The 19,773-nt window shown below is 67.7% G+C and carries 17 protein-coding genes; 3 read left to right on the top strand and 14 right to left on the bottom strand.

Annotated elements, in window-relative coordinates; genetic code table 11:
- Positions 1-16: 16 nt before the first annotated feature.
- Positions 17-1,561 carry a lysine--tRNA ligase gene (gene lysS, locus ACYVKR_RS00470; protein WP_460478741.1) on the bottom strand — a complete coding sequence of 515 codons (1,545 nt, stop codon included), beginning with the start codon at positions 1,559-1,561 and terminating at the stop codon, positions 17-19.
- Between the two features lie 224 nt (positions 1,562-1,785).
- On the bottom strand, positions 1,786-2,421 hold the full coding sequence (locus ACYVKR_RS00465; RefSeq protein WP_460478740.1) for an LON peptidase substrate-binding domain-containing protein: 636 nt from the start codon (positions 2,419-2,421) through the stop codon (positions 1,786-1,788).
- 58 nt (positions 2,422-2,479) lie between these two features.
- Between ACYVKR_RS00465 and ACYVKR_RS00460 the strand changes: the two genes are divergently transcribed.
- Complete coding sequence (locus ACYVKR_RS00460) at positions 2,480-3,031, top strand: YggT family protein (protein WP_460478739.1); 552 nt, start codon at positions 2,480-2,482, stop codon at positions 3,029-3,031.
- A 104-nt stretch (positions 3,032-3,135) separates the two neighbouring features.
- Here the strand turns inward: ACYVKR_RS00460 and accD are convergent, their stop codons facing one another.
- From accD to asd, 7 genes are all read right to left on the bottom strand, one after another.
- Positions 3,136-4,008: an acetyl-CoA carboxylase carboxyltransferase subunit beta gene (accD, locus tag ACYVKR_RS00455; protein WP_460478738.1), complete on the bottom strand. Its 873-nt coding sequence runs from the start codon at positions 4,006-4,008 to the stop codon at positions 3,136-3,138.
- A gap of 67 nt (positions 4,009-4,075) precedes the next feature.
- Positions 4,076-4,885 carry a tryptophan synthase subunit alpha gene (trpA, locus tag ACYVKR_RS00450; RefSeq protein ID WP_460478737.1) on the bottom strand — a complete coding sequence of 270 codons (810 nt, stop codon included), beginning with the start codon at positions 4,883-4,885 and terminating at the stop codon, positions 4,076-4,078.
- Positions 4,882-6,150 (bottom strand): tryptophan synthase subunit beta, encoded by a 1,269-nt coding sequence (trpB, locus tag ACYVKR_RS00445; protein WP_460478736.1) that lies wholly within the window; start codon positions 6,148-6,150, stop codon positions 4,882-4,884. Before trpB ends, trpA begins: the two co-directional genes overlap by 4 nt.
- Before the next feature lie 6 nt (positions 6,151-6,156).
- A complete protein-coding gene (locus ACYVKR_RS00440) occupies positions 6,157-6,858 on the bottom strand; it encodes a phosphoribosylanthranilate isomerase (RefSeq protein WP_460478735.1) in 702 nt (233 codons plus the stop codon).
- On the bottom strand, positions 6,855-7,682 hold the full coding sequence (gene truA, locus ACYVKR_RS00435; protein ID WP_460478734.1) for a tRNA pseudouridine synthase A: 828 nt from the start codon (positions 7,680-7,682) through the stop codon (positions 6,855-6,857). The genes ACYVKR_RS00440 and truA overlap by 4 nt, the downstream gene beginning before the upstream one ends.
- A gap of 71 nt (positions 7,683-7,753) precedes the next feature.
- Positions 7,754-10,348: a FimV/HubP family polar landmark protein gene (locus tag ACYVKR_RS00430; protein WP_460478733.1), complete on the bottom strand. Its 2,595-nt coding sequence runs from the start codon at positions 10,346-10,348 to the stop codon at positions 7,754-7,756.
- 295 nt (positions 10,349-10,643) lie between these two features.
- The gene (gene asd / locus ACYVKR_RS00425) at positions 10,644-11,756 is read right to left on the bottom strand and encodes an aspartate-semialdehyde dehydrogenase (RefSeq protein ID WP_460478732.1); all 1,113 of its coding nucleotides are present in this window, start codon (positions 11,754-11,756) and stop codon (positions 10,644-10,646) included.
- Positions 11,757-11,793: 37 nt separating this feature from the next.
- Here asd and ACYVKR_RS00420 point away from each other — a divergent pair, with 37 nt between their 5' ends.
- A complete protein-coding gene (locus ACYVKR_RS00420) occupies positions 11,794-12,075 on the top strand; it encodes a hypothetical protein (protein WP_460478731.1) in 282 nt (93 codons plus the stop codon).
- An 85-nt stretch (positions 12,076-12,160) separates the two neighbouring features.
- Here the strand turns inward: ACYVKR_RS00420 and leuB are convergent, their stop codons facing one another.
- The 4 genes from leuB to ACYVKR_RS00400 all read right to left on the bottom strand — a co-directional run bounded on the left by leuB (position 12,161) and on the right by ACYVKR_RS00400 (position 16,453).
- Positions 12,161-13,228, bottom strand: a complete 1,068-nt coding sequence (leuB, locus tag ACYVKR_RS00415; protein ID WP_460478730.1) for a 3-isopropylmalate dehydrogenase — start codon at positions 13,226-13,228, stop codon at positions 12,161-12,163.
- A 111-nt stretch (positions 13,229-13,339) separates the two neighbouring features.
- Positions 13,340-13,996, bottom strand: a complete 657-nt coding sequence (gene leuD, locus ACYVKR_RS00410) for a 3-isopropylmalate dehydratase small subunit (protein WP_460478729.1) — start codon at positions 13,994-13,996, stop codon at positions 13,340-13,342.
- 22 nt (positions 13,997-14,018) lie between these two features.
- The gene (leuC, locus tag ACYVKR_RS00405; protein ID WP_460478728.1) at positions 14,019-15,443 is read right to left on the bottom strand and encodes a 3-isopropylmalate dehydratase large subunit; all 1,425 of its coding nucleotides are present in this window, start codon (positions 15,441-15,443) and stop codon (positions 14,019-14,021) included.
- A gap of 41 nt (positions 15,444-15,484) precedes the next feature.
- Positions 15,485-16,453 carry a LysR family transcriptional regulator gene (locus ACYVKR_RS00400; protein WP_460478727.1) on the bottom strand — a complete coding sequence of 323 codons (969 nt, stop codon included), beginning with the start codon at positions 16,451-16,453 and terminating at the stop codon, positions 15,485-15,487.
- Between the two features lie 212 nt (positions 16,454-16,665).
- On the opposite strand from ACYVKR_RS00400, the gene ACYVKR_RS00395 reads away from it, so the two are divergent.
- Positions 16,666-17,661 (top strand): DUF4349 domain-containing protein, encoded by a 996-nt coding sequence (locus ACYVKR_RS00395; protein ID WP_460478726.1) that lies wholly within the window; start codon positions 16,666-16,668, stop codon positions 17,659-17,661.
- A gap of 76 nt (positions 17,662-17,737) precedes the next feature.
- On the opposite strand, the gene ACYVKR_RS00390 is transcribed toward ACYVKR_RS00395, so the two are convergent.
- Complete coding sequence (locus ACYVKR_RS00390) at positions 17,738-19,633, bottom strand: ATP-binding cassette domain-containing protein (RefSeq protein ID WP_460478725.1); 1,896 nt, start codon at positions 19,631-19,633, stop codon at positions 17,738-17,740.
- Positions 19,634-19,773: the final 140 nt, after the last annotated feature.

The following is a 19,773-nucleotide window of genomic DNA, read 5'->3' as shown; positions in this document are numbered from 1 at the left end:
CAACCCGGGGAGGGGATCACTGCTCGCGGCGCAGCGCGGGGAACAGGATCACGTCGCGGATGCTGGCGCTGTCGGTCAGCAGCATCATCAGGCGGTCGATGCCGATGCCGCAGCCGCCGGTGGGAGGCATGCCGTATTCCAGCGCGCGCACGAAGTCGTGGTCGAAGAACATGGCCTCGTCGTCGCCACTGTCCTTGGCGGCCACCTGGGCGTTGAAGCGCGCGGCCTGGTCCTCGGCGTCGTTCAGCTCCGAGAAGCCGTTGCCGAACTCGCGGCCGGTGATGTACAGCTCGAAGCGCTCGGTGACCTCGGGGCGCTCGTCGTTGGCGCGGGCCAGCGGCGAGATCTCGGTCGGGTGCTCCATGATGAAGGTGGGGTTCCAGAGCTTTTCCTCGACCACTTCCTCGAAGTACAGCACCTGCAGGCTGGCCAGCGTGCGGGTGGACAAGCGGTCCTTGTCCTCGCTCATGCCCAGCTTCTTCAGCGCGTTGGTCAGCCAGTCGCGATTGTCCACGTTGTCGCCGGCCTCGGTGTGCTTGACGATGGCTTCGCGGATGGTCAGGCGCTCGAAGGCCTGGGCCAGGTCCACCGGCTTGCCGCCGTAGCTGAGCTGCAGCGTGCCCACGGCCTTCTGCGCGGCGTCGCGGATCAGGGCCTCGGTGTAGTCCATCAGGTCGCGGTAGTTCCAGTAGGCCGCGTAGAACTCCATCATGGTGAACTCGGGGTTGTGGCGCACCGAGATGCCTTCGTTGCGGAAGTTGCGGTTGATCTCGAACACGCGCTCGAAGCCGCCGACCACCAGGCGCTTGAGGTACAGCTCGGGCGCGATGCGCAGGTACATCTCCTGGTCCAGCGCGTTGTGGTGGGTGACGAAGGGCTTGGCGTTGGCGCCGCCGGGAATGGGGTGCAGCATGGGCGTCTCGACCTCGAGGAAGCCGTTGTCCACCATGAATTCGCGGATGCCCGACACGGCCTTGCTGCGCGCGACGAAGCGCTGGCGCGCCTGCTCGTCGGTCATCAGGTCCACATAGCGCTGGCGCACCTTCTGCTCGAGGTCGGCCATGCCGTGGAACTTGTCGGGCATGGGGCGCAGGCTCTTGGTGAGCATGCGCAGCTGCGTCACCTTGACCGACAGCTCGCCGGTCTTGGTCTTCATCAGCGTGCCTTCGGCGCCGATGATGTCGCCCAGGTCCCACTTCTTGAAGTCGGCGTAGGCTTCCTCGCCGATGGCGTCGCGCGTCACGTAGAGCTGGATGCGGGCGGTGGCGTCCTGCACGGTGGCGAAGCTGGCTTTGCCCATCACGCGCTTGAGCATCATGCGGCCGGCCACGCTGACGGCGACGGGCTCGGCTTCCAGCGCCTCGGCCGAGGCCTCGGCGTGGGCCTGCTGCAGCGCGGCGGCGCGGTGCGCGGGCTTGAAGTCGTTCGGGAAGGCCACGCCCTTGCCCTGGGCCTGGGCTTCGCGCAGGGCCTTGAGCTTTTCGCGGCGCTCGGCGATCAGCTGGTTCTCGTCTTGGGGTGCGGCTGCCGGGGCTGCGGCGGTGTTCTGGTTGTCGGACATGGATGGCGCAGCCTGCGGGGCTGGTGTGCGTAGAAAACAGGCCCGGCACATCTCTAGGTGCTGCCAAAGGCCAAAACCCATGATTTTAGTTTTTTTACGAGCTGGAGCGCACTGGGATGGCAATGCAAAAAAAGGAGCTGTTGGCGCTTGCTATTCCTGGTTTTCAAATAGAAAACTATTGAAGAATGGCTTGGAGTGAGCGCTAGAAGCTATGTTTTTTGATGTCAGGGCACGATGCCCGAGCGCGCCAGCACGTCGCCGACCAGCTCCAGGCGCAGCAGCGGGTTGTCCAGCGCCATCATGCGCTGCTTGAACTCGACCGGCGCGGGCAGCAGCTCGCACCAGCGGTTGGCCACCCAGCCGCAGTCGTCGCGCGCCTCGGCGGGCGGCGGCAGCGCGTGGCCGGCCTCGGCCTCGCGCTCGCGCAGCGAGGCCTGCACGCGGGCCAGCGCGGCGGCCACCGGCGCCAGGTCGGGCGGCACCGCTACCTGGGCATCGGCGGGCAGCTGCTCCACGTCGGCCACCCACAGGCCGTGCGGCAGGCGGTGGCGATCGAGGATGCGAAAGCGCTCCACGCCGCGGCAGCGCAGCGCGATCAGGCCGGGCTGGGGGGAGTCGAGCTGCTCGATCACGGCCAGCGTGCCCACGTCGTGGAAGCGCTCCTCGGGCGCGCCGGCCTGGCGTACCTCGTGACCCTCGGTGAGCCCGACCACGCCGAAGGGCGCGCCGGCGTGCTGGCACTTGCGCACCATGTCCAGGTAGCGCACCTCGAACACGCGCAGCGGCAGCAGCCCGCCCGGAAACAGCACCGTGCCCAGCGGGAACAGCGGAAGCGATGTCAGGGTCAGCGGCTGGGTCATGATCGGTTTTCAGGCAATGGCGCCCGCTATCATCGCACGGAGTTTTTGACAGTTCTCCATGCTATTCCAGATCATTTCCCTGCTCCTCGACGTGGCCGCCGGCCTGTTCGCCGGCGCCTGCCTGCTGCGCCTGTACATGCAACTGCAGCGCGTGCCCTTCGACAACCCCGTGGGCCGCTTCGTGTTCGCGCTCAGCGACTGGCTGGTGCTGCCGCTGCGCAAGATCGTGCCCTCGGCCGGGCGCTGGGATCTGTCCTGCATCGTGGCCGCGCTGCTGCTGCAGCTGGCGCAGTACCTGGTGCTGTGGCTGCTGCTCGGCGCGGGCGCCGGCCTGGCCGTGGTGCCGTGGCTGGCCTTGTTTGGCCTGGCGCGCGTGGCGGTGTCGGGCCTCACGGGCCTGCTGATCGTCTATGCCGTGCTGTCGTGGGTGCAGACGCGCTCACCCCTCTCCGCGGTGGTTGGCCGCCTGGCCGAGCCGCTGCTGCGCCCGGTGCGCCGCGTGCTGCCGCTGGTGGGCGGCGTGGACCTGTCGCCGCTGGTGGTGCTGGTGCTGCTGCAGGTGGCGATGATCGTGCTCGGCTCGCTGCAGGCGAAGGTGCTGGTAGGTTAAAGGCCAAAAATGGCTGCAGCGCTTGCTGGTAAAGCGCGAGCAGCTATCAACAATGAAAAAACCGCCCGGAGGCGGTTTTTTCATGGGGCAGTGCGGGCTTGGGCTCAGGCCACCGCGTCCGCCGGCAGGCGCTGCAGCATGGCCAGGCAGTTGGCCACGGTGTCGCGCAGTTCGCGGCGGTCGCAGATGAAGTCCACGGCGCCTTTCTCCTGCAGGAACTCGGCGCGCTGGAAGCCCTCGGGCAGCTTGACGCGCACGGTGTTCTCGATCACGCGCGGGCCGGCAAAGCCGATCAGCGCCTTGGGCTCGGCGATCACCACGTCGCCCACGAAGGCGAAGCCGGCCGAGACGCCGCCCATGGTCGGGTCGGTCAGCACGCTGATGTAGGGCAGGCCCTTCTTGGCCAGGCGCGTGAGCGCGGCATTGGTCTTGGCCATCTGCATCAGCGACAGCAGGCCCTCTTGCATCCGCGCGCCGCCGGTGGCGGTGAAGCAGATGAAGGGCACCTTCTGCTCGATGGCGGTCTCGACGCCGCGCACGAAGCGCTCGCCGACCACCGAGCCCATCGATCCGCCCATGAATTCGAACTCGAAGCAGGCGGCCACGAGGTTGACGCTCTTGACCGCGCCGCCCATGACGACCAGCGCATCGGTCTCGCCGGTGTTCTCCAGCGCCTCTTTCAGGCGCTCGGGGTACTTGCGGCTGTCCTTGAACTTGAGCGCGTCGACCGGCAGCACTTCCTGGCCGATCTCGTAGCGGCCTTCGGCGTCGAGGAACTGGTCCAGGCGCATGCGCGCCGACACGCGGTGGTGGTGGCCGCACTTGGGGCAGACGCTCAGGTTGTGTTCCAGGTCGGTCTTGTACAGCACCGATTCGCAGCTGGGGCACTTGATCCACAGGCCTTCGGGGATCTGGCGGCGTTCCGCGGGATCGGTGGGCTGGATCTTGGCGGGCAGGAGTTTTTCGAGCCAGGACATGGTGGTGGTTTTCCTTTACGGGTACCGCGCGGCGCGATCAGTGCGATCGGCGCCGCGCGGGCTCGCATTATGCGTCAAGCGCCTTGCGGATGCCGCGCAGGAAGTCGGCCGTGACCGGCACCACCTTCTCGTGCGGCTGGTTTTCGATGAGCTGGATGATACGGCTGCCGATGACGACGGCATCGGCCACGCGGCCGATGGCCTGGGCGGTCTGCGCGTCGCGGATGCCGAAGCCCACGCCGACGGGGATCTTCACGTGCTCGCGGATGCGGGGCAGCATCTCTTCGACGGCGGCGGTGTCGAGCGTGCCCGCGCCGGTCACGCCCTTGAGCGAGACGTAGTACACGTAGCCGCTGGCGATGCGCGCCACCTGCTGCATGCGCAGCGGCGTGGACGTGGGGGCCAGCAGGAAGATCAGGTCCATGCCGTGGGCGCGCAGGTCGGCGGCGAACTGCTCGCATTCCTCGGGCGGGTAGTCGACCACCAGCACGCCGTCCACGCCGGCCTCGGCCGCATCGCGCACGAAGGCGCCCGCGCCGTGCAGCTGGTCGTAGCGCTCCACCGGGTTGGCATAGCCCATCAGCACCACGGGCGTGTGCTCGTTCTTCTTGCGGAACTCGCGCACATGGCCGAGCACCTGCTTCATGCCTATGCCCAGCGACAGCGCCTTTTCGCCGGCGCGCTGGATGACGATGCCGTCGGCCATCGGGTCGGAGAAGGGCACGCCCAGCTCGATCACGTCGGCGCCGGCCTCGACCATGCCGTGCATCAGCGACGGCGTGATGTCGGCGAACGGAAAGCCGGCCGTGACATAGGGAATCAGCGCCTTGCGGCCGGATTGCTGCAGTTGCTCGAAGGTAGCTTGGATGCGGCTCATTTGGATTGCGCCCCCTTCACGGTCACGCCACGGGCGGAGGGCTGGGTGTAGAAATCGACGCCGGAGAGGTCGGCCACGGTGCCGATGTCCTTGTCGCCGCGGCCCGACAGGCACACGAGGATGGACTGGTCGGCGCGCATGGTCTTGGCCAGCTTCATCGCATAGGCCACGGCATGGCTGGATTCGAGCGCGGGGATGATGCCCTCGGCCCGGCACAGGTAGTGGAAGGCCTCGAGCGCTTCCGAATCGGTGATGCCCACGTACTGCGCGCGGCCGATCTCCTGCAGCCAGGCGTGCTCGGGGCCGACGCCGGGGTAGTCCAGGCCCGCGCTGATGCTGTGGGTCTCGGTGATCTGGCCGTTCTCGTCCTGCAGGATGAAGGTGCGGTTGCCGTGCAGCACGCCCGACGAGCCGCGCTGCAGGCTGGCCGAGTGCTTGCCGCTGTCCAGGCCTTCACCGGCGGCCTCGACGCCGATCAGCTGCGTGTTCTCGTAGGGAATATAGGGGTGGAAGATGCCCATGGCATTGCTGCCGCCGCCCACGCAGGCGAGCACCGCGTCGGGTTGCTCTGCGGCGGCGTGCTGGGCCTTCAGCAGCTCGGGCATCTGCGTGAGGCATTCATTGCCAATCACGCTCTGGAAGTCGCGCACCATCATCGGGTAGGGGTGCGGGCCGGCCACGGTGCCGATGATGTAGAAGGTGTTGTCCACGTTGGCCACCCAGTCGCGCATGGCCTCGTTCAGCGCGTCCTTGAGCGTGCGGCTGCCGGAGTCAACGGGCACCACGGTGGCGCCCAGCAGCTTCATGCGGTAGACGTTGGGGCTCTGGCGCTTGATGTCCTCGCTGCCCATGTAGACCACGCATTCCAGCCCGTAGCGGGCGCAGATGGTGGCCGTGGCCACGCCGTGCTGGCCGGCGCCGGTCTCGGCGATGATGCGCGGCTTGCCCATGCGCTTGGCGAGCATGGCCTGGCCGATCACGTTGTTGATCTTGTGCGCGCCGGTGTGGTTCAGGTCCTCGCGCTTGAGGTAGATCTGGGCGCCGCCCATCTCGCGCGACATGCGCGCCGCGTGGTAGACCGGCGAGGGCCGACCCACATAGTGCGCCAGTTCGTAGCGGAATTCGGCGAGGAAGTCCGGGTCGTTCTGGTAGCGCGCATAGGCCTCGCGCAGCTCGGTGAGCGCGTGGGTCAGCGTCTCGCTGGCGAAGCTGCCGCCATAGGGGCCGAAGTGGCCGCCGGCATCGGGTTGCTGGTAGTCAAACATGCGAAATCATTTCTTGGCAAGTTGCTCGTCGGCCGCGCGCACGGCGGCCACGAAGCGGTGGATCTTGTCGGCGTCCTTGATGCCCTTGACGGGCTGCCCGTCGGGGCCGTTCATCTCGACGCCGGAGCTGACGTCAACCGCGAGCGAAAGCGCCCGCGGCTGCACCTGCAAGATGCCATCGGTCACGTTTGCAGGCGTGAGTCCACCAGACAAAACGAGGTGAGAGCTGACGCTTGTTGGCAGAAGTGACCAATTGAATGCCTTGCCGCCGCCGCCATAGCCGTCGACGTGGGCGTCGAGCAGGATGGCCTGGGCGCGAGAATAACGATGGGCATATTCTACGAGGTCGAACTGCGCCGCGCCGTCCCCGAGGGGTATGCGCGCCGCCCGCAGGAAGGGCCGTTGCCCCTGGCCGGTGGCGGCCAGGCAGTCCTCGGGTGTTTCATCACCATGAAATTGCACGATAGAGCCCGATACGCTTGCGCAAGCAGCTATTACTTTTGCAGGATCTTCATTGACGAACAGCAGCACCGGCGTGACGAACGCCGGCAGGCGCCGGGCCAGCCCGGCGGCGCGCTCGGGCGTGACGGCGCGCGGGCTCTTGGCGTACATCACGAAGCCGATGGCATCGGCGCCGGCCTGCACGGCGGCGTCCACGTCCTGCTCGCGGGTCAGCCCGCAGATCTTGATTCGGGTGCGGTAGGTCATGGTGATCCGGCCAGCCAGTCGAAGGAAACCGCCTGCGTGGGCAGGCCCCAGCTGGCATCGTACTGCGGGCCGAGGAAGTACAGCCCGTCGGGCGAGAAGGTGGGCGCGGCCGTCTCGCGGCTGCGGGCGTCCAGCACCTGCTGCATCCAGGCCACGGGCTTGACGCCCTGGCCGATCATGATGAGGCAGCCCATGATGTTGCGGATCATATGGTGCAGGAAGGCATTGCCCTCGAACTCGAAGCGCCAGTAGCACGAAGGCACCGTATCGCGCGCCGGGCTTTCGCGCGGCGTGCCGTGGCTGATGGCTATGCGGTGCAGTGTCTTGACCGGCGTCTTGGCCTGGCAGCCGGCAGCGCGGAACGAGCTGAAGTCGTGCTCGCCCAGCAGCATCGCGGCGGCCGACTGCATGGCTTGCAGGTCGAGTGGCTGGAACACCCAGCCCACGCGCCCGGCCTCGATGCTGGGGCGCACCGGTGACTGCAGCAGCACGTAGGCATAGCGGCGCGAGACGGCGCAAGCACGCGAGTGGAAGGCCTCGGGCACTTCGCGTGCCCATTGCACGGCGATGCCCGGCGGCAAGAAGGTGTTGGTGCCGCGCACCCAGGAGCTTTCGGCGCGCTGCAGTTCGGTGTCGAAGTGCGCCACCTGCATCAGCCCGTGCACGCCGGCATCGGTGCGCCCGGCGCAGACGGTGGAAATGGCACAAGTGGCGAAGCGGCCCAGGGCCGCTTCGAGTTGGTCTTGGACGGTGTTGCCGGAAGGCTGGCTCTGCCAGCCCTGGTACGCCTGCCCGTTGTAGGAAATCCCCAGTGCTACGCGCATCCGGCCATCATACCGCGCGGAAGGCACTTCTCCGTGACGCGGCCATGACCTGCGCAGCCCGGGCCGTGGGTCTAGCGGATCTCCGCCAGCAGCTTCTGCGCGGCGGCCTTGACCGTGGCGCTGGTGGATTCGGCCAGCACTTCCTGCGCCAGCGAGCGGGCGCCTTCGCCGTCGCCGATGGCCAGGAACTCCTGCGCCAGCGCCAGCTTGGTGGCGTGCGGGTCGCTGTCGTCCATGCGCAGCTCGCCGTTCTCCGTCAGCTCGGCGGGCTGGGTGTGCAGCAGGTCGTTGCCGGGCAGGTCCAGCGACAGGCCGCTCAGGTCGAAGTCCATGCTCTTGGAGTTGGCCTCATTCGAGGCCAGGGGCATCTGCGCGGTGGTGCTCGACACGTCGAAGCCGCTAAGCTGGAAATCCAGCGTGGTCGGCGGCGTGGGAGCCGTCTGCACAGGCTCGGCCGGAGCTGCAGCCGGCAGGTTCAGGGCCTCGGCCAGCTGGCGCTCGAAGTCGGCCATGGACGGCGGCGGCTCGGCCGGCTCCGCGCCGGGAGCCGATGCATCGGTGTGCTGGCTGCTGATCTCGAAGTCCAGGCCCGAGCTGGCGCCGAAGTCGCCGGACGGCGGCGGGGCATCGGCATCCGGGCTGGGGCGGGTAGGCTCGAAGCCCAGCGGCGCGGCAGCAGCGGCGGCGCCCAGGGCTGCGGCCGCCGCCAGGCCGGCCGGCGGCACGGTGGCCGCGGCGCTGCGGTAGATGTCGTTGCCGGGGTCCAGCTCCAGGCCCAGCGCGGAGATGCGCAGCCAGTCCGGGCCGCTGGCCTGGGTCAGCGTGCGGGCCTCCTTGGCGATGGCCTCGAGCGCGAGCCGGTTCTTGCGCTTGGCATAGATCTCGGCCAGCTTGGCGTGCAGGGCGGTGCGCGCGGGGGTGTGGCGCAGCGCTTCCTTGAGGATTTCCTCGGCCTGCAGGTCGCGGCCATAGGCCAGATACACATCGGCCTCGGCCACCGGGTCGACATCGCCGGTATCCAGTTGGCTGGGCGTGTAGGCCATCGACGAGTTGCCGGTGGTCATCTGGCTGACCGAGGTGTCGATGTGCTCGCCGCCGCTGGCGCCGAAGAAGGAGTCCTGCGCCAGGCTGCTGTCCAGGCGCGAGTCCTCGCCGCCGCCCAGCGGCGTGGCGTTGGCCTTGCGGCGCTGGTAGGCGCGGAAGCCAAGCAGGCCCAGCAGCAGCGCGGCCAGGCCGCCGCCGGCGGGCAGCAGCAGCGGGTTCTCGAGCAGGCCATCGATAAAGCTGGGCTCGGCCACCGGTGCCGGCGCTGGAGCGGGCGGCTTGGGTTGGGAGGCGGGAGCCGGGGCTGCTGCGGGCGCTTCGGCCGGGGCAGGGGCAGCGGCAGGCGCCTCGGGGGCCGGCGCGGCGGCGGTGGGGGCCACGGCAGCCGGGGTTGCGGCAGGAGCAGGTGTGCCGGCGGCTGCAGGCGCGGCGGCCCCTGGCTTGGCGGCTTCGGCGACGGGAGCCGCCGCTCCGGGAGCTGCTGTTCCGGAAGCCGTTGCTGCACCGGCCGCTGCCTTGAGCTTGTTCAGCTCGGCGATGTTGCGGTCCAGCTCGGAGGTGCGGCTGGCGGCGGCATTGGAGGTCTCGGCCTGGGCGACGCGGGCCTCGGCGGTCTTCTTGTCCGAGTCCTGGATGGCGCCCTTGGACAGCGTGAGTTGGTCGGGCTTGCCGGCCGGGGCCTTCTTGTCGTCCACGGTGGCCTGCACCTTGCCGCTGGCCGAGCGGGCATCGGCATCGGTCTGCGTGGTGGCGGCCTTGCTGGCGAGCTGGCGGCGGTATTCGTTGAAGTCGCGGCTTTGCGCGGCCACCATCTGGCGGGCCTGCTGCGGCGAGATGGCCTGGGCCTCGGCGGCGCTGGGCATGCGCAGCACGGCGCCGGCCTTCAGGCGGTTGACGTTGCCGCTGCCGAAGGCCCCAGGGTTGGCCTGCATCACGGCGATCAGCATCTGGTCGAGCGACACGCCGGCCGGCCTGTGCAGGGCCGCGATGCGGCCGGCGGTATCGCCGCGCTGCACGCGCACGGCATCGGCACGGCTGGCGCCTGCGGTATCGGCAGGGGCGCGCTCCGGCGCGGCACGCTGCGGGCGCGGCGCTGCGGGGGCTGGCATGGCCTGGGGCTCGGCCTGCACGCGCTCGGGTGCCCGGCGCACGGGCGCTGCGGGGGCGCTGTCGGCGATCTGCGGTGCGGTACTGGCGGCGGGGGCGGCCTTGCGGGGGCTGGGCGGGTCCAGCAGCATGGTGTAGCTGCGCACCACCTGGCCGGCACTCCAGTTGGCGTCGATGACCAGGTCGACAAAGGGCTCGTTCACCGGCTGGCTGGTGCTGAGCACGATGGCGGCGGCGCCGTTGGCGCGCCGCTGCAGGCGCATCTGCACGCTGCCGGCGGTGCTGGTGTGCTCCATGCCCTGGGCGCGGAACACATTGGCGGCCGCGGGCTTGACCTGCAGCGAATCGGCTTCGCCCGGCGAGATGTCGAGCACATCGATCTCGGCGCGCAGCGGCTCGCCGAGCGCGGATTTGACGGTGATCTTGCCCAGCGTCAGCGCCGACGCTTCCAACGAATACAAGCCAAGCGCAGCCGTGGTGGCTGCCGCCAACGCCGTGAGTTTCCAACGGTGCATGGTGCTTTTGGGAATTTGGATGAATGCGGAAGCAGCTGGGGTTGTTCTTGTAGTCATCACGAAACCCGTCCCTCTAACCAAGTAATTTTTGATCCGGGCACATTATCAGCAATGCATGGCAGTGACAAGCCGAGCCCTCTATCGGCGGCGCGGATCGGGGCTGCTATGAAAATGCCTTTGTACAAATTGTTGCGAAATGACAACTAGGCAATGCGGCCCATGAAAAAGCACCCAGGGGCGAACCCGTGGGTGCTTGGCGTGGCCGGTGCCCGAAGGCGCCGGCATCAGGGGTGCATCAGGCGGCCAGCAGGATGCGCAGCATGCGGCGCAGCGGCTCGGCGGCGCCCCACAGCAGCTGGTCGCCGATGACGAAGGCGGACACGTACTCGGGGCCCATGTTGAGCTTGCGCACGCGGCCCACGGCCACTTCGAGGCCACCGGTCACGGCGGCGGGGGTCAGTTCCTTGACGGTCAGCGCGCGCTCGTTGGCGACGAACTTGACCCAGGGGTTGCCGCTCTGGATCAGGGCTTCGATCTCGGCCAGGGGCAGGTCCTTCTTGAGCTTGAGCGTCAGTGCCAGCGAGTGGCAGCGCATGGCGCCGATGCGCACGCACAGGCCATCGACGGGGATGGTGGCCTCGGTGCCCAGGATCTTGTTGACCTCGGCCTGGCCCTTCCATTCTTCCTTGGATTGGCCGTTGTCCAGCTGGGCGTCGATCCAGGGGATCAGGCCGCCGGCCAGCGGGGCACCGAAGAATTCGGTGGGCACGTCTTCGCGGATGGTGGCGGCCACCTTGCGGTCGATCTCGAGGATGGCGGAAGCGGGCGTGGCCAGCTCGTCGGCCACGGCGGCGTGCACCACGCCCATGCCCTTGAGCAGTTCGCGCATGTGGTTGGCGCCGCCGCCCGAGGCTGCCTGGTAGGTCATCGACGAGACCCACTCGACCAGGCCGGCCTTGAACAGGCCGCCCAGGCCCATCAACAGGATGGAGTTGGTGCAGTTGCCGCCGATCCAGTTCTTGCCGCCCGCGGCGAGCTTTTGCTGGATGAGGCCGTCATTGACGGGGTCGAGCACGATGACGGCATCGCCTTCCATGCGCAGCGACGAGGCGGCGTCGATCCAGTGGCCGTTCCAGCCGGCGGCGCGGATCTGGGGGAAGACTTCCTTGGTGTAGTCGCCGCCCTGGCAGGTGATGATGATGTCGCACTTGGCCAGTTCGGCGATGTCGTTCGCGTCCTTGAGCTGGGTGTGGGTCTTGGCCATGGCCGGGGCCTTGCCGCCGGCGTTGGAGGTGGAGAAGAACACCGGCTCGATCAGCTCGAAGTCGCCTTCGGCCTGCATGCGGTCCATCAGGACGGAGCCGACCATGCCGCGCCAGCCGACCAGGCCTACCAATTGCTTGCTCATGTGAAATGCCCTTTCAGTTTGAAAAACAGTGCTTGTGGTGACTGCTTTGCCCGGCTCGTCTGGCCGGATCAAGGGCGCGACGAACCAGGCTGGTCAGCCGGTAATCGTCGTAATTTTGGTGGTGATGGCGCGCGCCGCCAGGCCGGCTTCAATAGCGGGCATCGCGGTCGATAAGGAGAGCGTGCGGGGCGCGGACATCATGCGGGCCATTGTAGTGGCAATCGGCGACGCTGTGACGAAAAACCGCACAGGCAATGGCCAGAAAAACAACGAATTGATCGAAAAACAGCGTTTAAAATGGCTGAATCGACGTTTTTGATTGGTTTATTTCGTCGATTCGACGAAATTGGCAATACCAACCAGGTCTCCCCGGCGACGCGCGGCCGCCGGGGAGGCCGCGTGGCTTACAGCGCGGCGACGACGGCGTCGCCCATCTCCACGGTGGAGACCTTGGTCGTGCCTTCGCTGTAGATGTCGGCGGTGCGCAACCCTTGAGCCAGCACCTTCTGCACGGCGGCTTCGATGCGCTGGGCGGCGGCTTCCTGGTTCAGGCTGAAGCGCAGCATCATCGCGGCCGAGAGGATGGTGGCCAGCGGGTTGGCGATGCCCTTGCCGGCGATGTCGGGCGCCGAGCCGTGGCTGGGCTCGTACAGGCCTTGCTTCTTGTCGTTCAGGCTGGCGGACGGCAGCATGCCGATGGAGCCGGTGAGCATGGAGGCCTCGTCGGAGAGGATGTCGCCGAACATGTTGCCGGTGACGACCACGTCGAAGCGCTTGGGTTCCTTGACCAGTTGCATGGCGGCGTTGTCCACATACATATGGTCCAGCGCCACGTCGGGGTATTGCTTGCCCACCTCGGTGACCACGTCCTTCCACAGCTGGAAGGTTTCGAGCACGTTGGCCTTGTCCACGCTGGTTACGCGCTTGCTGCGCTTTTGTGCCGCCTGGAAGGCGACATGGGCGATGCGCTCGATTTCGGGGCGCGAGTAGCGCATGGTGTCGAAGGCTTCCTCGGCGCCGGGGAAGTGGCCGTCGGGAGCGCTGCGGCGGCCGCGCGGCTGGCCGAAGTAGATGTCGCCGGTCAGCTCGCGGATGATGAGGATGTCGAGGCCCGCGACCAGCTCGGGCTTGAGGCTGGAGGCGTGGGTCAGTTCCTTGTAGCAGATGGCGGGGCGGAAGTTGGCGAACAGGCCCAGCGCCTTGCGCAGGCCGAGGATGGCCTGCTCGGGGCGCAGCGCGCGCTCCAGCGTGTCGTACTTCCAGTCGCCCACGGCGCCGAACAGGATGGCGTCGGATTCGCGGGCCAGCTTCAGCGTGCTCTCGGGCAGCGGGTGGCCAGCGGCCTCGTAGGCGGCGCCGCCGACGGGCGCGGCGTCCATGGCGATGCCGAGGTTCAGCTTGTCGAGCACCTTGATGGCTTCCGCAACGATTTCGGGGCCGATGCCGTCGCCGGGCAGAACTGCGATTTTCATGAATGTTTCCTTGCTAATTTGATAGCTGCTGGCGCTTTCTGCAAGCCAGATTAAAAAAGAAAGATATTTGAATCTGGCTTGCAGTGAGCGCTAGCAGCTCACTTTTTTGAATCAGACCTGGGTCAGGCTGTGCGCCAGCCAGGGCTTGGTGGCCAGGCGGTTGGCCTCGTAGGCGCGGATCTTGTCAGCCTGGCGCAGCGTGAGGCCGATGTCGTCGAAGCCGTTGAGCAGGCAGTACTTGCGGAAGGCGATCACGTCGAACGGGATCTCCTCGCCCTGCGGACGCACGATCACCTGGCGCTCCAGGTCGATGGTCAGCTCGTAGCCGGGGAAGGCGAAGACCTCGTTGAACAGCAGGTCCACCGTGGCCTCGGGCAGCACGATGGGCAGCAGGCCGTTCTTGAAGCAGTTGTTGAAGAAGATGTCGGCAAAGCTCGGTGCGATGACGGCGCGAAAGCCGTACTGGTCCAGCGCCCAGGGCGCGTGCTCGCGGCTAGAGCCGCAGCCGAAGTTCTTGCGCGCGATCAGCACGCTGGCGCCCTGGTAGCGCGGCAGGTTGAGCACGAAGTCGGGGTTGGGCTTGCGGTCGGACTCGGGCACGCCGGGCTGGCCCGGCTGGTCCAGGTAGCGCCATTCGTCGAACAGGTTGGGGCCGAAGCCGGTCTTCTTGATCGACTTGAGGAACTGCTTGGGGATGATGGCGTCGGTGTCGACGTTCTCGCGGTCCATCGGCGCCACGAGACCCTTGTGGATGGTGAACTGTTGCATGGTGTGATTCCGGAAATGGGGGTCAGGCGAAGCGGCGGATGTCCACGAAGTGGCCGTGGATCGCGGCGGCGGCGGCCATCGCGGGGCTGACCAGGTGGGTGCGCCCGCCCGCGCCCTGGCGGCCCTCGAAGTTGCGGTTGCTGGTGGAGGCGCAGCGCTCGCCGGGCTCCAGGCGGTCGGCGTTCATCGCCAGGCACATCGAGCAGCCGGGCTCGCGCCATTCAAAGCCCGCGGCCTTGAAGATCTGGTCCAGGCCTTCACGCTCGGCCTGCTCCTTGACCAGGCCCGAGCCGGGCACGACCATGGCCAGCTTGATGTTCTTGGCCACCTTCTGGCCCAGCTTCTTGACCACGGCGGCGGCCTCGCGCATGTCCTCGATGCGGCTGTTGGTGCACGAGCCGATGAAGACCTTGTCGACGAAGATGTCGTCGATGGGCTTGCCGGGCTCCAGGTTCATGTAGGTCAGCGCGCGCTCGATGGCGCCGCGCTTGTTCGGGTCCTTTTCCTTGTCCGGATCGGGCACGGCGCCGTCCACGCCCAGCACCATCTCGGGGCTGGTACCCCAGGTGACCTGGGGCACGATGTCCTCGGCGCGCAGCGTGACCACGGCGTCGAATTTGGCGTCGGCGTCGGAATGCAGCGTCTTCCAGTAGGCCACGGCCTGGTCCCATTCCACGCCGGTGGGCGCCAGCGGGCGGCCCTGCACGTAGGCGATGGTCTTGTCGTCCACGGCCACCAGGCCGGCGCGCGCACCGGCCTCGATGGCCATGTTGCACACCGTCATGCGGCCTTCGACGGTCAGGTCGCGGATGGCGGAGCCGGCGAACTCGATGGTGTAGCCCGTGCCGCCGGCGGTGCCGATCTTGCCGATGATGGCGAGCACGATGTCCTTGGCCGTCACGCCGGGGGCGACCTTGCCGTCCACCTTGATCAGCATGTTCTTGGCTTTCTTGGCCAGCAGGGTCTGCGTGGCCATCACGTGCTCGACCTCGGAGGTGCCGATGCCGTGCGCCAGCGCGCCGAAGGCGCCGTGCGTGGAGGTGTGGCTGTCGCCGCAGACCACGGTCATGCCGGGCAGCGTCGCGCCCTGCTCGGGGCCCATCACGTGGACGATGCCCTGGCCCTTGTCCATGAAGGGGAAGAACGCGGCCGAGCCGAACTCGCCGATGTTGGTGTTCAGCGTGGTGATCTGTTCCTTGCTGATCGGGTCCTCGATGCCGTCGTAGCCGCGCTCCCAGCCGGTGGTGGGCGTGTTGTGGTCGGCCGTGGCCACGACCGAGCTGATGCGCCACAGCTTGCGGCCGGCCATGCGCAGGCCCTCGAAGGCCTGCGGGCTGGTCACTTCGTGCACCAGGTGGCGGTCGATGTAGAGGATGGCGGTGCCGTCCTCTTCGGTGTGGACGACATGTTCGTCCCAGATCTTGTCGTACAGCGTGCGTCCGGTCATCGTGTCTCTCTTTCGTCTAACAAAGGGGGGGGCGGCGCCGCTCAGAGGGCGGCGGCCAGGGATGCGGGGGCGGGTGCCGCGGCGGCCGTGTGGTGGCGGCACAGGTGCTCGACCAGCAGGCGCGCGGTCACCGGCAGGGTGTCGAAGTCGCGCGCGATCAGCGTCAGCTCGCGGTGGGCCCAGCCGTCGGTCAGCGGGATGCCGCGCAGGTTGCCCACGCCGTGCATCAGCGCGAAAGCGCGGTCCGGCACCAGGCCGATGCCCAGGCCGTTGTCGATCATGCGGCACATGGCGTCGAGGCTGGTGACCTGGATGCGCTGGCGCAGCGGCCGGTGCAGCTGGCCCGAGGCCGTGCGCATGGCCTGGCTGATGCTGCTGCCCGACTGCAGGCCCACGATGTCCCACTCCAGCGTTTCCTCGAAGCTGATCGCGTCGCGCGACGCCAGCGGGTGGCCCAGCGGCACGACCAGCATCAGGTGGTCGCTGCGGTAGGGGCGGGCCTGCAGCTCCAGCTCGCCCGGTTCGCGCGCGCCGAGGTTGCAGATGCCCAGGTCGGTCGTGCCTTCCTGCACGGCCTGGATCACGGCGGCGCTCAGGTGCTCCTGCAGGTCGATCTTGACCTGGCCGTGCTCGCGGGCAAAGCTGCCCAGGTCCTCGGGCAGGAACTGCACGATGGCCGAGATGTTGGCATGCACGCGCACGTGGCCGCGCACGCCGTCGGCGTATTCGCTCAGCTCGCCTTGCATGCGCTCCAGGCCAAAGAGCACGTTGCGCGCATGGTGCAGCAGGCTTTCGCCGGCGGGGGTCAGCGTCACGCCGCGGCTGTGGCGGTAGAGCAGGGCGGTGTCCACCGCGGTTTCCAGGTCGGACAGGCGCTTGCTCACGGCCGAGGCCGCGATGAACTCACGCTCCGCCGCGCGGCCGATGCTGCCCAGCTCGCACACGGCCACGAAGAGCTGCAGCGAGGTCAGGTCGATTCGGCGCGCAAAACTGCGCTCGGAGCTTTTCATGGTGGGTAAGTATTCTTGTGCAGCGAATGCTGGAGCAATTTTACCCTTCAATGTTCATTTTGGCATCGTCGTTTGCGATGGCTGGCTTGATCGTTCGACGGCGGCTTGGACAGGGGCAGTGCCTGTTTTGTTTGCGTGTGTAACGGTTTGACCCCGTTGGCGGCCGTCGTGCGGTTCATGCGCTGCCATCACTTCAACCGGAGCAACCCTCTATGCCACACCGCCCTGCATCGTCCTCCACCTCGCCGCGCATCCGCTGGCGTGCCCTGCCTGCGGCCCTGGCGGCGGCGCTATTGCTGTCCGCCTGCTCGCCCGAAGACGGCGGGCGCAGTGCCGAGACCGCTGCGCCTGCCGCGCCCATCGCATCCGCCGCGCCGCCCGCGCCCCTGGCTGCGATGGAGCGTGCCCGCCGCGCGCCGGTGGCCGAGCTGGCGCTGGCCAAGGTCCAGGACGCCGCCGGCGGGGCGGCGGGCGCAGCCGCGCCCGCGCAGAGCCAGCGCCATCTGGCCGTGCGCCACCAGATGCAGGTCGAAACCCCGGCCGCCAGCCTGAGCGCGCTATGGGAGGCGGTGCGCCAGCGCTGCGAGCAACTCGACTGCCAGGTCGAGGAGTCGGCGCTGCAGCGCGAAACCCCGCATGCCGCGGCCCGCGCCTACCTGAACATGCGTGTCAACCCGCGCGACTTTGCGGCGCTTACCTCTGCGCTGGGCGGCGAGGCACGGGTGCTCAGCCACCAGACCACGTCCGAGGACAAGACCGCCCAGGTGGTCGATGTCGAGGCGCAGATCAAGAACCGCAGCGAGTACCGCGACAGCCTGCGCGAACTGCTGCGCGAAAAGGGCGTTAAGCGCACGCTTTCCGACCTGATGGAGATCCGCGACACGCTGTCGCGTGTGCAGGCCGAGATTGACGCGGCCCAGACCCAGCGCGCCCTACTGGCGCGCGAAACCACCAAGCAGCTCGTGCAGATGGGCTTCGTGCCGCAGGCGGCGCTGCTGTCGGGCACCTACAGCCCCTGGCAGCGCACCTGGTCGCAGTCGTGGCGCACCTTCAACGACAGCGCCCGCGCGCTGGTGGTGACGGCGGCGGGCGCGCTGCCGTGGCTGGTGCTGCTGGCCTTGCTGGGCCTGCCCGCGCTGGCGCTGGGCCGGCGCTGGCTGCGCCAGCGCCGTGCCAAGGCCGTGCCGGTGGTGCAGCCGCAGAAATAGCAATAAAAATAGCTTCCAGCGCTTATGTGGTAAGCGCTGGAGGCTATTGTTTTGGTAGTAACTGGCGGAGGCTGGATCAGGCCGACAGCTCTTCCCAGCGCATCAGGGCTTCGAGCAGGGCTTCCTCGATCTCGCCGTCGCGCTGATGCAGTTGGGTGGCGCGCACGCCATCCTTGGTGTAGATGCTGCCGTCGGCCAGCTCGGCCTGGATGGCTTTCTGCTCGGCCTCCAGCGCCTCGATGGTGGCGGGCAGCTGTTCCAGCTCGCGCTGCTCCTTGTAGCTGAGCTTGCGCTTGAGCGCCTTGCCGTCGGCGGCGGGCTTGCCGGCAGCCGCTGCGGCGGCCGGCGCGGGCGCAGCTGCCGGCTTGGGTGCGGCCTGCGCGGCGATCTCCTTGGCGCGGCGCGACTGCGTCAGCCAGTCCTGCACGCTGCCTTCATATTCGCGCCAGGCGCCGTCGCCCTCGGCGGCGATGATGCTGGTGACCACGTTGTCGAGGAAGCTGCGGTCGTGGCTGACCAGGAACACCGTGCCTTCGTAGCTTTGCAGCAGCTCTTCGAGCAGGTCCAGCGTGTCGATGTCCAGGTCGTTCGTCGGCTCGTCCAGCACCAGCACGTTGGCCGGACGGGCGAACAGCCGCGCCAGCAGCAGGCGGTTGCGCTCGCCGCCCGACAGCGAACGCACCGGCGACAGGGCCCGCGCCGGCGAGAACAGGAAGTCGTTCAGGTAGCTCTTGACATGCTTGCGCTGGTTGCCGATCTCGATCCACTCGCTGCCGGGGCTGATGAAGTCCTCCAGCGTCGCATCCAGGTCGATCGCCTCGCGCATCTGGTCGAAATACGCCACCTGCAGGTTCGCGCCCTGGCGGATGCTGCCGCTGTCGGCCGCCAGCTCGCCCAGGATCAGCTTGAGCAGCGTGGTCTTGCCCGCGCCGTTCGGGCCGATCAGGCCCACCTTGTCGCCGCGCAGGATGGTGGCGCTGAAATCGCGCACGATGGTCCGGTCGCCAAAGGCCTTGCCGACATGCTTGAGCTCGGCCACGATCTTGCCCTGGTAGCTGCCCTGCATGCCCGAGGCGATGTCCATATTGACGCTGCCCAGCGTCTCGCGCCGGGCCTCGCGGTTGGAGCGCAGGGTCTTCAGGCGCTCGACGCGGCTCTGGCTGCGGGTGCGGCGGGCCTCCACGCCCTTGCGGATCCACACTTCCTCCTGGGCCAGCAGCTTGTCGGCCTTGGCATTGATGACGGCCTCCTGCGCCAGCTGCTCTTCCTTCTGCAGCACGTACTGCGCGAAGTTGCCGGGGTAGCTGCGCAGGTTGCCGCGGTCCAGCTCGACGATGCGGGTGGCGATGCGGTCCAGGAAGGCGCGGTCGTGGGTGATGGTGACCACGCTGCCCTTGAAGTCCAGCAGCAGGTCCTCCAGCCAGGTGATGGAATCCAGGTCCAGGTGGTTGGTCGGCTCGTCCAGCAGCAGCACATCGGGTTGCGACACCAGGGCCTGGGCCAGCGCCACGCGCTTCTTGGTGCCGCCCGACAGCGTGCCGACGATGGCGGCGCTATCCAGGTGCAGGCGCTGCAGCGTCTCTTCCACGCGCTGTTCCCAGTTCCAGGCGTTGTGCGCCTCGATCTGCGACTGCAGCGCGTCCAGGTCCTCGCCCTCGGCCGCGGCGAAATAGCGCGCCCGCAGCTCGGTGACGTGCCTGAGGCCATCCGAGGCCGCTTCAAATATAGAGTGGGCCGGGTCGAGCGCCGGTTCCTGTGCCACGAAGGCCACCCGCAACCCACCCTGGATCTGCAGCTGGCCGTCATCGGGCTTCTCCAGTCCGCCCAGTATCTTGAGCAGCGACGACTTGCCGGCGCCATTGCGGCCAATCAGTCCCACGCGCTCCTGCGTCTCCAGCGCGAACGCTGCATGGTCCAGCAGCGCCACATGGCCAAAGGCCAGCTGCGCATCTAATAAGGTAATCAATGCCATAGGACGGGCATTATCCAAGGCGGCAAGGTATCCGTTGCCGGGCAGGGTGGATGCCTTCTTCCAAATTTTTTCTCAGAACTTGCGTGGTGCTCAAAATTGTGTGTAGAATAGCGGTCTTCGCAGCACAGAACCTCTCTGGT

This window comes from Comamonas humi, assembly GCF_054782535.1.
The sequence above is the reverse complement of the archived record's forward strand: the minus strand, read 5'-3'. Positions and strand labels throughout refer to the sequence as shown.

Excerpts from the sequence above, each read along its gene's own strand:
- ACYVKR_RS00430 (WP_460478733.1), bottom strand. The coding sequence starts at position 10,348 with ATGCACCGTTGGAAACTCACGGCGTTGGCGGCAGCCACCACGGCTGCG.
- ACYVKR_RS00400 (WP_460478727.1), bottom strand. The coding sequence starts at position 16,453 with ATGAAAAGCTCCGAGCGCAGTTTTGCGCGCCGAATCGACCTGACCTCG.
- ACYVKR_RS00390 (WP_460478725.1), bottom strand. The coding sequence starts at position 19,633 with ATGGCATTGATTACCTTATTAGATGCGCAGCTGGCCTTTGGCCATGTG.
- lysS (WP_460478741.1), bottom strand. The coding sequence starts at position 1,561 with ATGTCCGACAACCAGAACACCGCCGCAGCCCCGGCAGCCGCACCCCAA.
- accD (WP_460478738.1), bottom strand. The coding sequence starts at position 4,008 with ATGTCCTGGCTCGAAAAACTCCTGCCCGCCAAGATCCAGCCCACCGAT.
- asd (WP_460478732.1), bottom strand. The coding sequence starts at position 11,756 with ATGAGCAAGCAATTGGTAGGCCTGGTCGGCTGGCGCGGCATGGTCGGC.
- ACYVKR_RS00465 (WP_460478740.1), bottom strand. The coding sequence starts at position 2,421 with ATGACCCAGCCGCTGACCCTGACATCGCTTCCGCTGTTCCCGCTGGGC.
- ACYVKR_RS00440 (WP_460478735.1), bottom strand. The coding sequence starts at position 6,858 with ATGACCTACCGCACCCGAATCAAGATCTGCGGGCTGACCCGCGAGCAG.
- trpB (WP_460478736.1), bottom strand. The coding sequence starts at position 6,150 with ATGTTTGACTACCAGCAACCCGATGCCGGCGGCCACTTCGGCCCCTAT.
- leuC (WP_460478728.1), bottom strand. The coding sequence starts at position 15,443 with ATGACCGGACGCACGCTGTACGACAAGATCTGGGACGAACATGTCGTC.
- truA (WP_460478734.1), bottom strand. The coding sequence starts at position 7,682 with ATGCGCGTAGCACTGGGGATTTCCTACAACGGGCAGGCGTACCAGGGC.
- ACYVKR_RS00395 (WP_460478726.1), top strand. The coding sequence starts at position 16,666 with ATGCCACACCGCCCTGCATCGTCCTCCACCTCGCCGCGCATCCGCTGG.
- trpA (WP_460478737.1), bottom strand. The coding sequence starts at position 4,885 with ATGAGCCGCATCCAAGCTACCTTCGAGCAACTGCAGCAATCCGGCCGC.
- ACYVKR_RS00460 (WP_460478739.1), top strand. The coding sequence starts at position 2,480 with ATGCTATTCCAGATCATTTCCCTGCTCCTCGACGTGGCCGCCGGCCTG.
- leuB (WP_460478730.1), bottom strand. The coding sequence starts at position 13,228 with ATGAAAATCGCAGTTCTGCCCGGCGACGGCATCGGCCCCGAAATCGTT.
- leuD (WP_460478729.1), bottom strand. The coding sequence starts at position 13,996 with ATGCAACAGTTCACCATCCACAAGGGTCTCGTGGCGCCGATGGACCGC.